We start from the raw sequence: 13008 nt of genomic DNA, 5'->3' as shown, positions 1-13008 counted from the left end.
TATCTCTGTCTACGCCTTCGCCTGCCAGTTTCGAACGCGATCGGCGCTGACGCCGTCGACGTCCGCGGCGACCGCGTCGGGATCGGCCTGAGTCAGGTCGTCCAGATCTTCGATCCCCGCGTCTGCGAGTTTCTCGACCGTTTTGGCCCCGATTCCCTCGAGCGCCTCGAGATCCGAGCCCGACTCGCTCTCGCGGGCCTGAAACTCCTGATAGTTACAGATCGGACAGCCGAGTTCCCAGGGTTCGTCGCCACTGTGGACGACGAGTTCCGGCAGGTCGTGTTCGTCGCAGTATTCGTCGGTGACTTCGATTTCACCGCGCCGGGGGAGCGGTAGCGAGTACTCGCAGTCGGGATATCGGGTACAGCCGACCAGTCGGGAACCGCTCTGGAGGGTTTTGATCGCCAGTTCGCCTCCGTGTTCGTCGCCACACTCCGGACAGTCGCCGATTATCGGCCCTTCACCCGCGTCTTCGGCCTTGCAGATGGGACAGCCGTGGACGAACGTCTGTCGGCCGGCGAGCATCTTGATCTCGTTCAGTCCGTGTTCCTCGCACTCGGACTCCATGATCAGCGGCTTGCCGGTCGAGGGAAGCGGCAGTGTGTACTCGCAATCGGGGTACCCGTCACAGCCGATGAAGTACGAGCCGTGTCGGCTCCGGCGCACGAGCAGGTCCTCGCCACACTCCGGACACGGCCCCAGTCGCTTGTCGTCTTTCAGGGACTTGCGAAGCTGGTCGCCGATCTCGTCGCGGGAGTCCCCGAGGTTCGTGAAGATTTCGTCTAACATCTCACGAGACTCGTCGGTGACGTCGTCGAGCGTGGCGTCGCCGTTTGCGATCGCATTCATGTCGGCCTCGAGCTGGGCCGTCATCTCCTCGCTGACGACGCGATCCGCGTAGTCCTCGGCGGCCTCGACGACGGCCATCGCGAGTCGCGTCGGCCGCGGTGGATCGCTCTCGACGTAGCCCCGATCGTACAGCTTCTCGATGATGTCGTGGCGGGTCGACTTCGTCCCGATGCCCAGGTCCTCCATGGTCTCGATGAGCCGCGACTGACCGAACCTGCGTGGAGGTTGGGTCTGTTTCGCCTCGAGTTCGACGTCCGAAAGCGCCAGCTCCTCGCCTTCGTCGACGTCCGGAACGTAATTTTCGCTGGTGTTGAAGTACGGGTAGACGTCGTGGTACCCGGCCTCCATGAGGCGCTTGCCGTTGGCCTTGAGCCGGTGATCGTCGACCTCAGCGACGACTTTGAGGTGTTCCCAGACCGCGGCTTCGGCGACGGTCGCGAAGAATCGACGCACGACGAGTTCGAAGATGTCCCACTCGTCGTCGCTCACGTCGCCGCGGCCCGGAATCTCGCCCGTCGGGTGAATCGGCGGGTGATCGGTCGTCTCTTCGTCACCTTCGGTCGGAACAATGTCGTCGGCCTCGAGCAGCGATTCGGCGGATTCGCCGAGGGTCGTGTGGCCGACGAAGTCGTCGAGCAGCTCCCCGGGATACAGGTCGTCGGGATAGACGGTGTTGTCGGTCCGCGGGTACGTGATGTAGCCGGCGGTGTACAGGTCCTCGGCGATCGACATCGCCCGTTTAGCCGAGTACCCGATCGCGCTGGCCGCGCGGATGAACTGGGTCGTATTGAACGGCGTCGGTGGCGTGTCCGTTCGGGTCCGCCGGTCGACGTCGACGACGGTCGCGACGTCGTGTTCGGCGAGCGTATCGTAGACGTCCTCTGCGATCGCTTCTTCCCAGACGCGTTCGGCCTCGTTATCGTCCTCGTCGCGGTAGAAGTACTGCGCTTCGAACGGGGTGTCGTCTTTGGTCAGGTCGGCGAACAACTCCCAGTAGTCTTCCGGATCGAACGCCTCGATTTCGCGCTCGCGGTCGACGATCAGCTTCAGCGTCGGCGACTGCACCCGACCGACGGAGATGAAATCGTCACCGAGTTGCCCCGCGGACAGGGAAAGGAACCGTGTGAGCGCGGCTCCCCAGATCAGATCGATTATCTGGCGTGCCTCGCCGGCCGCAGCCAAGTCGAAGTCCAGGTCGTCGGGCTCGTCGAATGCGTTCTGCACTTCGTTTTCCGTAATCGAGGAGAACCGCACGCGGCGGATCGGGACGTCTTCGTCGACGTTCCGGACGATGTCGTACGCCTCCTTGCCGATCAATTCCCCTTCGCGATCGTAGTCGGTCGCGATCGTCACGCGTTCCGCACGTCGCGAGAGGAGCCGAAGCGTCGCGACGATGTTCTCCTTCGTCGGCGTCTTCTCGACGCTGGCGTCGATCAGTTCGACCGGTTCGACGTCCCGCCAGTCCGAGTACTCCGACGGGAAGTCGACGCCGACGACGTGACCCGACAGCCCCACGCAGCGCTTACCACCCCACTCGTACACGTTGACTCCGTTCTCGCGACTCGAGTCGTACGTGCCGCCGCTCAGGATGTCGGCGATCCGGCGAGCTGCGTTATCTTTCTCCGTAATTATCAGCTCCACAGCGGATCACCTCCTCGAGCGAGGGATCCCGACGACGGACGAATATCGTACATCGTCGCTCGTTACGATTGAACGTTTGATAACGCTTTCGCCAAAACCGGCCGACAGCGCGGGTGTGCGTGCGTTGTGCGTCGCGCGGGCGTGTGCGAGCGAAACAACTCTCGGGCCAGACCAGAACGTACTCACACCAGACCAGAACGTACCCCGTGCCCGGTGGCCGTCCCCGGTCCTGTGGGTCGTTCGTGGCCGTGCGTGTCATCCGTGGTTCGCCTGGGGTGGGCGCAGCGAATTGGGATTCGCTGCCGGAATTCGCGATCGGCGTGTATACCCGCCGAGCCCAATTCGATCGAGCAGCGGTCTATCGCGTGGACTCTGATGCGGTCCGTGGTGCCGTCTCGCTTAAGCCTACTCGAGTCCTATACGCGACTGCGTGTGGATACGCGGAGAATGAGACAATGGAGAAAAATGTAGGCGGATTCGATCGCGTTTGGCGCCTCGTTGGCGGAGCATTGCTGGTGGTAATCGGGGCAGCTGCGCTCGTCGGCGCCGTGGCTATCGGCCCTGTTCTCGCAGGGGTGATGGTCGTCCTCGGTGCGGTGTTCTTCGTCACCGGCGTCCTTCAGCGGTGTGTGATCAATAGACTACTGGGACTCGACACCTACCGGGGCGACCGGACTGAGACCACCCATACGGACGAGGCGTCGATGGAACGGCCGAGCTAATTCAAACCAATTTTTCGTCCTATCGGTCGACACGCAGCGGCGGTGCCGGAAACCGGTAACTGCTCCCGAGAGCCGAGCCCTTTTACTTCGCCTGGGTGAGATTCACATGCGGGTATCTCGTGGCAGCAACGGATCCGGAGCGCAAGCGCGTCGACATGACGTCGGGAGCGATATCGCCGAAGCTACTTCACCTCGCGTGGCCGTTAGTGCTGGGAAACCTCCTCCAGACGGTTTACAACCTGGCAGACATGTTCTGGGTCGGCCGCGTAAGCAGCGACGCCGTCGCCGCCGTGTCGCTGATGTTTCCACTGTCATGGATGTTCGTCTCGACTGCGATGGGGATCACCGCGGCCACCATCGCCCTGGTCTCCCAGTACGTCGGCGCGGGCGACGACCGAACGGCCGACCACGTCGTCGCTCAAACGATTCTGCTTACGCTCGCCGTCTCGAGCGTTCTCGCGGTCCTCGGTCTCGTATTCAGGCGACCACTGCTCACGCTCATCGGTGCCCGGAACCAGGTTTTCGTCGAAGCACTGGCGTACATCGAGGTGATCTTTTTGGCGTTGCCATTTACCTTCCTCTTCTTCGCCTTTCGGGCCTCGTTGCAGGGTGCGGGGGATACGAAAACGGCGATGTGGCTTATCGTCGTCTCGGCGGGTCTCAACGTCGTCCTCGATCCGTTCTTCGTCCTGGGCTGGGGACCAGTCCCTGCAATGGGAACGCGAGGAGCGGCCATCGCGACGTTTCTTTCGCGCGGACTGGCCACCGCCACGGGTATCGTCATCCTCCTGGACGGGCGATTCGGCGTCCGGCTCCGAATCCGCGATCTGACGCCCGATATCGACGTTCAGAAGCGGCTGTTCGAGATCGGAACCCCGGGAACGCTCGACGGGTGGGCCCGTAGCTTCGCAGCGGTGGCGATGGCCGGGTTCGTCGCCCGGTTCGGCGCTGCGCCTACCGCAGCGTTCGGAATCGGCGTCCGGCTGATGTCGGTGACTTGGGCCATCGCGGGTGCCGTGGGCCAGGCGACCGCAACGGGTGTGGGCCAAAACCTCGGCGCGAAGTCGACGGACCGAGCCGCCGCCGTCGCACGGACGGCCACCGCGGCGACGATGGCCATCATCTTCGCCGTTGCGGTCGTCCTGTTCGCGTTTCCGGTGGCCGCGATTCGAATTTTCGTCGGCGATTCCGCGGTGATCGCCGAAGGCGTCGTCTTCCTGCGGATCACCACCCTCTTCTGGGCACCGTTCGCCGGCGTCATGGTAATCCAGGGTGCGTTCCGCGGGGCCGGCAACACGCGCGAGGCGATGGTTCTCTCGATCCTCTCGCGGTGGGTGTTTCGATTTCCGCTCGTTCTCGGACTCGCGTTCCCGTGGGCCGTGACGATTCCCGTGATCGGAGTGCAGATCACCGGCCTCGGCTGGGGCGTCGAAGGCATCTGGTGGGCGCTCGCGTTCGGGATGATCGCGTCCTTCGTCGTCGCAGTCGTCTGGTTCCGACTCGGGACCTGGGCCGAGGGCGTTATCGACGAGCGGCCCGGCACCGAACGTGATGACGACTTTCTGGGTGGCGACCGATCCGCAGGCGGCGACCGGGAGTCGGAGTTCGTCGACGATTGATCACTGATCGGCTGGCCGGTCCGTCGCTCGCACCCCCTTCCGCCACGACGTCACCAAAAGCCGCCGTCGAACACCGCGGGACAGTCGGCATCGCCCCTCGAGCGATACCCCGGTCACCACAGTGTGTGGCCAAAACTGGCCCTCGTACGAATTGTGTATCGTGAATCAGCGACCGTAACAGACTTAAGACTACCTAGTGTTACCACCTAGTTGTATGAGCGACTTCGAACAGTTCAGTCAGGTTGGCGAAGCTGACGTCACCCGAGCGATCGGACAGGAATGGACCGAGGAGTTCATGGACTTCTCGGACTCGGACGTAATTATCGTCGGCGGCGGTCCCTCTGGATTGACCGCGGCGAAGGAACTCTCCGAGCGCGGCGTCAAGACGATGGTCGTCGAGAAAAACAACTACCTCGGCGGCGGCTTCTGGCTCGGCGGCTTCCTGATGAACAAGGTCACGGTTCGAGATCCAGCACAGCAGGTCCTCGACGAACTCGAGGTCTCGTACAAGCAGTCCCAGGACAGCGACGGATTGTACATCGCGAACGGTCCAGAAGCGTGTTCTGGGCTCATCAAGGCCACCTGCGACGCGGGCGCGAAGATGCAAAATATGACCGAGTTCACGGACATCGTCATCCGCGAGGACCACAGGGTCTCGGGGATCGTGATGAACTGGACGCCGGTCCACGCGCTCCCCCGGGAGATCACGTGCGTCGACCCGATCGCCGTCGAGGCCGACCTGGTCATCGACGCGACCGGTCACGACGCGATGGCGGTCACAAAACTCGACGAACGAGGAGTCCTCGACGCCCCCGGCATACAGGACGCTCGAGATCGCGGCCAGGTCATGGATCAGACCGATTCCGACACCTACGGGGCACCCGGCCACGACTCGCCCGGGCACGACTCGATGTGGGTCGGCAAGAGCGAGGACGCCGTCGTCGAACACACGGGCATCGTCCACGACGGCCTCATCGCGACCGGGATGGCGACCGCGACGACCTACGGACTGCCACGGATGGGGCCGACCTTCGGCGCGATGCTCGTCTCTGGCAAGCGCGCCGCCCAGGTCGCACTCGACGAACTCGAGGTCGACGCCGAGCCCGTCGAACTCACCTCGCGGGCGGCACCGGCCGACGACTGACCGCGATCACCCGATGCATGGTCGAACGAGTCATCTGCTACCGGGCGCCGTCGACGAGAGCGGAAATCGACGACATCGCCGAGTGGCTCGAGGGACGGATCGACGCGGACGTGACCGTCCGTGACCGCGTTCTCGAGGTCCACCGCACGGACGACCTCGCGGAGCGGTTTGCCGAGGCGCGAGTGTCGTCCCCGTACGAACGCGAGACCGGCAACACGATGCTCGGGACGATCCGCTACGAGGAGCGGGCGCTCGAAAATCCCGACCGTGAAGGCGGCGTCCTCTACGACGGCGAACAGGTTCAGCAGGCGCTCAACGCCGCATTGCCCGAGGACGCACACGGGCTCGAGACGCTGCACGTGGCGGTCCTGGATCGGGCGATCGGGACGTGGGGCGACCACGACGGCCGCTGGCACAAGCGGGTGACCGTCCTCGGACAACCGGCTCTCGTCTCGGTTCCCGGCCTCTACGAGGCACCCGCAAAGCCCGAGGCGTACTACAGAGAAAAGCAGCGACACGCCTTGCTGTCCGGCGACGCGCCACCGAGAGAGGTCCTCGAGAACCAGGTCGACGGCGAATTTCTGATTCAGGACGATCCCCGGACGACGGATGCGCTGAAGGGATACGTCCTGCAGGCCCTCGACTACCTCGAGACAGGCGAGCCGTTTTGCGACCGGGAGGGCTGCCGGCTGTTCAACGCACACTACCACGAAGACCTGATCGACGCGCAACTTCGCGAGCCAGCGTTCTGCACCGAACACGCGCGGCTGTACGCGGAGTGAGACGGTCCGAGCCCTCGGACTTGCGCTTCCCCGGGCGGTTCACGTGAAGTAATCGTGCCGAGAGCACCTGTGTGGGTTACCACAGCGAGAGGGGTTCACGCCGACCCCGAAACACAGACCCCATGCCCGAGTTCGGACGCGATGGTCCGGCGCATCGGGGAGTACGAGAAACTCGAACTGACAGTATAGGCGGCCGACGACCGGTCGAATCGTCCGCCGGTCACTCGAGTCGACCGCCGGTCAGCCGAACGACTCCGAAGACGTGCGTTTCGTCCACGACGGCGACGCTACGGTGGCGGAGACGGGCGTGAGCAGCGTCGATCTTCTCGTCGAGTCGAATGTGTGGGTCGTTCTCGTAGTGAAGTCGCGTCGTCGGCGGCGTCGAGAGGATCACGATCATCCGGAAGACGGCGTTGACCGGCGGAGCGTACCACTTCTCGCTACGCGCGGCGTTGGCGAGAACGACGGTCCCGTCGGGGCCGACCAGATCGCACCAGTCGTCCACTGCAGCGACGGGATCCTCGAGCATACCCACGACGAACGTGGCGAGGACGGCGTCGATTCCGCCGCCGCCGTCCGTTTCGGCGGCCTCGACTTCCGCCCCGACCGGCAGCCGCGTCGCATCACCTCGTAACACGGAGACGTTGTCGTATTCCGCAGTCGCCGCGCGCGCTCGCTCGAGAACCTGTCGCGTGAAGTCGATCCCAATCACAGTCCCCGTCGGACCGACCCGTTCGCGGAGATAGGGAAGGTTCGCACCGGTTCCACACCCCATCTCGACGACGGTGTCGCCAGGCTCGAGTCGGCAGGCAGCGGCTGCTCGCCGCCGGAGCTGTGCGATCCCCGGCGTCCGCCGCGCGATCACGTCGTAGAGTCGCGCCCAGCGGCCGTAGAACTCCTGTGCGGATTCCGTCGACATTCGTCGTTTCACCTGCCCGAATTCAGGTACACGACCGGATCGTGTTCGCCACCGACTGGGCGTCCGGACCGAGGACGTATATCAGCGGTTCGATTCCCATGCCGCCGGTCTGATACAAGACCGTCGCGTCGGACTCGTCTTCGATCGCCGCGCCGACGCTCGACGAAACGTCACCCGATTCGTCGAACTCGGCGGCGACGTGGCCCAGTTCTACCAACTCGTCTACTAATTCGGGCTCGTATCTGATGTTGACCGCTGCCGAGGCCGCAGAACCGTGGCGCCGAGCGGCGAGCAGGACACGCGCGACGTGTTCGGAGACGCCGAATTCGGGCGCGCCGGGAACGGTAGCCCGTCCTTTCACGTCGAAAATGCGGCCTGGCACGCCAGCGACGTCGTCGACGTCCTCGGCATCGGGCGTGCAGGCGACCAGATTCGAGCCAACCGCCGGAATGAGCGCCGCGAAGCCGCTCGTCGTCTCGAGGACGCTCAATCCCTTTCGAACCGACGAGAGGACGCGCTCGCTGGCCCGGCGTTCGCTCTCCGGATCGTGGACTCGAAATCCCGATCCGTGTTCGGCGAGTTCCGGAACGGCCTCCTCGTGGAGCTGTGCGAGGAGGTCCCCGCCGGATTCGAGGTCGCGAACCAGCACCTCGAGTTCGATCAGCGCCTGCACTGGCGAAATATCGCCGGCTGACAGCCCCCTTCCGAGTTCCTCGACGAGGGTTCGAACGCGGTCGTCGTCGGCGATGCGGTCGTTGATCGTCACGTCGCCGTGGGCGTACTTCGAGACGGCGCTCTGACTGATACCGAGGACGTCGGCGACCTCGCTCTGCGTGAGCCCCCGATCGCGGAGGTTGCTCGCGAGCAACGATCGGACGGTCGGAAGGAATTCATCCACGACGATTTCTTCGACGAATTGCATTCGGTAGACGGACGTACGAGCGGCGGCCGGATAACTTATCGGTCCGCATCCCACCGGCGCGTCGTTAGACGATCGGGACGAGCATCGACGCGAACTCGAAGTCGTAGACGTGGTTGAGCAGAACGTAGGTGACGACCCCGAGCGTGAGGCTCAGAATCCACGCGCCGGCGGCGATGCGGCCGATCCTGGCATGGGGCGTCGATCGGAGTTCGGCGGGGGTGTGAGTGAGCCCGAGGATCAGTGCGTAGAGGACGACGGGTACGGAGACGACCGAGAGGACAATGTGGATCGCCAGCATGATCAGGTACGCGTAATAGACCAGGTCTGGCCCGACGAAGTGCTTCTCCCCGCCACCGCCGACTTTGAGCAGATAAACGACCAGAAACAGCAGGATCAACGCGAACGCCCCCATCATCGAGAGCTGATGCTTTCTGATCTCATCCGCGCGAATCCAGTACCAGCCGCTGACGAGCAGAATCGTCGCCGTCGTGTTTATGACGGCGATTGCGTGCGTGAGCAGGTTGATCTGTCCCCGCGTGAGGTCGGGGTAGATCGGCACGTCGAGCAGGAACGTTCCGAGTACCAACGCGTAGCCGATGATTGTCAAGAAGATCGTTACGCCCATCGGCCGCTCCCGGAGTCGCCGTCTCGCGTCAGCGGTTGCCATTGTCGGTCGTTAGAAGCATCGCCGTATCATACTTGCTGTTCGGCGTCGTGTCGGTTCCTTGCTGACCCGTACGAGCGCATCGAGGTCGACGTCGTGATCGCCCTCACGATCGCCGATCGGCCAGATCGTACGTCGGGTCGTGTTCGTCGAAGAGAGTCTTCCGTCTGGAACTCCCGAGTGGACTACGACGGAACGGCGACCGTCGTCCGGAAACGAAAACGGAACGCCGTCAGCTGATGTGAATTGCCGGTTTTCCGGGTCGGGCTTTGCTCGCGAGTTCGTCGTCCGCGGTCGCCCGTCGAACGACGACGTCAGCACCGAACTCGTCCGTCACGAGCCAGGTCGAGCGCTCGAGAATCGTACACTCGCCGTCCGCAGTGAGTCGCTGGCTGCGTTCCGTGCTGCGGTCGCGCCCGAAGCGCTCCGCGACGAACGCCCCGACGGTTTCCCGGTCGGCGTCGACGCCGTCCCCCTCGAGGACGCCGTCGATCACCGATTCGATGTCGACGTCCCCGTCTGTTTGATCGACCAGTTCGGCCGCCCGGTACTTCCACTCCTCGGCGACGACGAGTTCGATCTGCTCGGGTTCGTTGATTGCGGCGACCTCGACGATGTCCCGGACGTCCTCGAGCGTCCGATCGATCAGTCGACGTTCCTGCTGGTACGTCGATGCGTCGCGCTCGGGTTCTGGCCAATCGGCCTCGACGACCAGCCCTTCACCGCGGAGTTTGTTCCACAATTCCTCGCCCAGATGCGGAGCCATGGGAGCGATCACCGCAGCGAGGGTCAGCAAACCGCGTCGATAGATCTCGCCGTGGGGGCGATCGTACTCGCGGTACCGCCGAAGGAGGCGTGCGAGTTCCTGAATTTCGGTCGCGACGCGGTGGAACCGGAACCGCTCGTATTCCTCGGTGATCGCCGCGGTCGCCCGATCGATTTCGCGGGCGACGTACTCGTCGTGCGCTCGCCGCTCGAGACGGGGATCGCCCTCCGCAACGAAGTCCGTCGCCATCCGGTAAAGCGTCTGCTGGAGGTCGTAGGCTCCGCGGACATTGTTGGCGGTCCACTCGAAGTCCTGTTCCGGGTGGGCCGCCGAGAGAACGAACAGTCGGGTCGTCTCCGCCCCGTACTCGTCCGGAGCGACGACGTTCCCCTTGGAACTGGACATCCTTTCACCGTCGTACAGCACCGTCCCCTGGCTCATGAGTTCCCGAATGGGCTCTCGGCGCTCGAGGAGACCGAGATCGGCGAGCGCCCGCGTGAAGAATCTGGCGTACAGCAGGTGGAGAATGGCGTGTTCGTCGCCCCCGACGTAAACGTCGATCGGCATCCACTCGTTCGCGAGATCGGTGTCGAACGGCGCGTCCTCGAGATGGGGCGACAGGAAACGCAAGAAATACCACGAGGAATCGACGAACGTGTCCATCGTGTCCGTCTCTCGACGTGCCGGACCGCCGCAGTCGGGACAGGTCGTTTCGTTCCACGCCTCGGCTGCATCCAGGGGGTTACCAGTCGTCTGGACGAACTCGGGGAGCTCGACCGGGAGTTCCTCGTCCGAGACGAGGACGTGGCCGCAGTTATCGCAGTGGACGACCGGAATCGGCGTCCCCCAGTACCGCTGTCGGGAGATGAGCCAGTCGCGAAGGCGGTAGGTAACGGCTTCCTCGAGTTCGTCGTGATCTTCCACGAGTCGACCACGGGCCGCCTCGCTTTCGAGGCCGTCGTATTCACCGCTTCCTTCGAGCACCCCTTCACCGGTGTACGGTGGCGTTTCGGCGGGGGCGCCGTTTTGACCGTCGCCGGTACCGTCTGCCTCGTCGCCGGGACCATCACTGTCGGACCCGTCGGTGGGGACGATCACGCGCTCGATCGGAAGATCGTGTTCTATCGCAAAGGAGTGGTCGCGTTCGTTGTGGCCGGGGACGCCCATTACGGCGCCCGTGCCGACGTCCTCGAGGACGTAGCCAGCGACGTAAACGGGGAGTTCTGCGCCGGTCAGAGGGTGAACGGCGGTCGCTTCGGTTTCGATGCCCGCGAACCCGACCTCGTCGGGGTCCTGCTCGCGAACGATATCGACGTACTCAGCGACCTCGTCGTTCGTCGCAGCCAACTCACGCGCTAGTTCGTGGCCCGGCGACACTGCGAGGTAGGTCGCCCCGTAAATCGTCTCGGGTCGCGTGCTGAACACCTCGATGGGGTCGGCGCCGACCCCGTTCTCGTCTCCGTCCTCACGAGTTACCACGTCGAACGCGATCTTCGCGCCCTCCTGTCTGCCGATCCAGTTGCGTTGTATCTCGCGGACACCGTCGGGCCAGCCTGCGAGATCGGCGAGTCCGTCGTACAGTTCCTCGGCGTAGTCCGTAATCGTGAAAAACCACTGGTCGAGTTCTCGCCGGCCGACTGGCGTCTCGCAGCGCCAGCAGACGCGGTTTCCGTCGGTCTCTGCGACCTGCGCGTCGGCGAGCACCGTTTCGCAGTCGGGACACCAGTTGACCGTCGCCGCCTCGTACTCGACGAGTCCCGCCTCGTAGAGGCGCTTGAATAACCACTGGTTCCACCGGTAGTACTCCGGTTCGCAGGTGGTAATCTCCCGAGACCAGTCGTAGCCGAAGCCCATCGTCTCGAGTTCCTCTCGCATGCGCCGGATGCAGGCCTGCGTCCAGGACCGCGGGTCGGTCTTTCGCTCGACTGCCGCGTTTTCGGCCGGGAGACCGAACGCGTCCCATCCCATCGGGTGGAGGACATCGTCTCCCTGCATGCGGCGATAGCGCGAATAGGCGTCCGTTATCGCGTAGTTTCGAATGTGCCCCATATGGAGCGTGCCGGACGTGTAGGGAAACATACCGAGGACGTACGTCGGATCGTCCGCGTCCTCGTCGAGCGCGTAGACGTCGTCGCGCTCCCAGACGTACTGCCAGAATTCCTGTATCTGGGCGTGATCGTAATGACTCGTCATTGTCGGCGAGATCCGTTATTCCCACTCAGAGCGCCGGCTATATCATTGTTCGGCCGCATGCGTCGAGACGGCCCCGCAAAACGGGACGTGCGGTCGGCCGAATGAGGCCGTTCGAGAGCCCCAGAAACCAGTCACAGACGGACCAAACGGACTACCGAACTCGGTGCCTGACCAAGTATGGGCTGAGATTAACAAAGCAGGTGGACAGCGTTTTCCCACGGTGACGAATGGCCAGATTTCGCGACGATCTTCCATCGACGGTCGCGTTGCTCGTCACCATCGCTGCCGTCCTGCTCACGTTCGGTGCCATCGTCTCCGTCTTCGCACCCGAACTAACGGCTGACGATTCGACACCCGCCGAGGTGGAGCACGAGGGCCCGTCGGCAACTCAGACGAACGAGACAACGGTCGTCCGAGTCCAGAACGAGACGACAGACGAGCGCGAACGGAACGAATCGACGGACGCCGAGATGGTGACCGGTGACACAGCGGACGGTGGCGACGGCGCTACTCCGACTCCCGAGTCCGAAGGCGACGAACCCACGGTTGAGCCCGGACTGCCCTCGGACGACCCGCCCGAGCGGCCCGAGCCCGAGTCGGAACTCGGCGACATAGAGCGGGCAATCGAGCAAGCAGTGCGCGGTGGCGAAGAAGACAGGCCTGCCGAGCGCGATAGCGATCCCTTCGACGACGACGAGCGTGGGCAACCTGATACCGAAGATCAGCCGGATGATAGCTAGCTGTCGGCAAACGCTGGTCTGTTCGATGACCGTCGAAAAATATCCCC

Annotated in this window: 10 protein-coding genes; 5 read left to right on the top strand and 5 right to left on the bottom strand. The window is 63.8% G+C overall.

Features of this window, described 5'->3' with window-relative positions:
• Positions 1-9 precede the first annotated feature (9 nt).
• Positions 10-2490 (bottom strand): DNA topoisomerase I, encoded by a 2481-nt coding sequence (locus NJU76_RS12720; RefSeq protein ID WP_254529145.1) that lies wholly within the window; start codon positions 2488-2490, stop codon positions 10-12.
• Positions 2491-2945: 455 nt separating this feature from the next.
• Between NJU76_RS12720 and NJU76_RS12715 the strand changes: the two genes are divergently transcribed.
• The 4 genes from NJU76_RS12715 to NJU76_RS12700 all read left to right on the top strand — a co-directional run bounded on the left by NJU76_RS12715 (position 2946) and on the right by NJU76_RS12700 (position 6757).
• Positions 2946-3212 (top strand): YgaP family membrane protein, encoded by a 267-nt coding sequence (locus tag NJU76_RS12715; RefSeq protein WP_254529143.1) that lies wholly within the window; start codon positions 2946-2948, stop codon positions 3210-3212.
• A gap of 155 nt (positions 3213-3367) precedes the next feature.
• Positions 3368-4831 carry an MATE family efflux transporter gene (locus NJU76_RS12710; RefSeq protein WP_425604302.1) on the top strand — a complete coding sequence of 488 codons (1464 nt, stop codon included), beginning with the start codon at positions 3368-3370 and terminating at the stop codon, positions 4829-4831.
• A gap of 214 nt (positions 4832-5045) precedes the next feature.
• On the top strand, positions 5046-5975 hold the full coding sequence (locus NJU76_RS12705) for a sulfide-dependent adenosine diphosphate thiazole synthase (protein ID WP_254529139.1): 930 nt from the start codon (positions 5046-5048) through the stop codon (positions 5973-5975).
• Between the two features lie 17 nt (positions 5976-5992).
• Complete coding sequence (locus tag NJU76_RS12700; RefSeq protein ID WP_254529131.1) at positions 5993-6757, top strand: DUF7001 family protein; 765 nt, start codon at positions 5993-5995, stop codon at positions 6755-6757.
• Between the two features lie 220 nt (positions 6758-6977).
• Here the strand turns inward: NJU76_RS12700 and NJU76_RS12695 are convergent, their stop codons facing one another.
• The 4 genes from NJU76_RS12695 to leuS all read right to left on the bottom strand — a co-directional run bounded on the left by NJU76_RS12695 (position 6978) and on the right by leuS (position 12221).
• Positions 6978-7676, bottom strand: coding sequence for a class I SAM-dependent methyltransferase (locus tag NJU76_RS12695; protein WP_254529129.1), 699 nt, complete (start codon positions 7674-7676; stop codon positions 6978-6980).
• Positions 7677-7698: 22 nt separating this feature from the next.
• A complete protein-coding gene (locus tag NJU76_RS12690; protein ID WP_254529122.1) occupies positions 7699-8598 on the bottom strand; it encodes a thiamine-phosphate synthase family protein in 900 nt (299 codons plus the stop codon).
• Positions 8599-8662: 64 nt separating this feature from the next.
• Positions 8663-9265, bottom strand: coding sequence for a DUF420 domain-containing protein (locus NJU76_RS12685; protein WP_254529120.1), 603 nt, complete (start codon positions 9263-9265; stop codon positions 8663-8665).
• A 229-nt stretch (positions 9266-9494) separates the two neighbouring features.
• Complete coding sequence (gene leuS, locus NJU76_RS12680; RefSeq protein WP_254529118.1) at positions 9495-12221, bottom strand: leucine--tRNA ligase; 2727 nt, start codon at positions 12219-12221, stop codon at positions 9495-9497.
• Positions 12222-12448: 227 nt separating this feature from the next.
• On the opposite strand from leuS, the gene NJU76_RS12675 reads away from it, so the two are divergent.
• The gene (locus NJU76_RS12675) at positions 12449-12961 is read left to right on the top strand and encodes a hypothetical protein (RefSeq protein ID WP_254529113.1); all 513 of its coding nucleotides are present in this window, start codon (positions 12449-12451) and stop codon (positions 12959-12961) included.
• Positions 12962-13008 lie beyond the last annotated feature (47 nt).

The organism is Natrinema gelatinilyticum (assembly GCF_024266705.1).
GTDB lineage: Archaea > Halobacteriota > Halobacteria > Halobacteriales > Natrialbaceae > Natrinema > Natrinema gelatinilyticum.
This window is presented reverse-complemented; position numbering and strand designations above follow the sequence as displayed.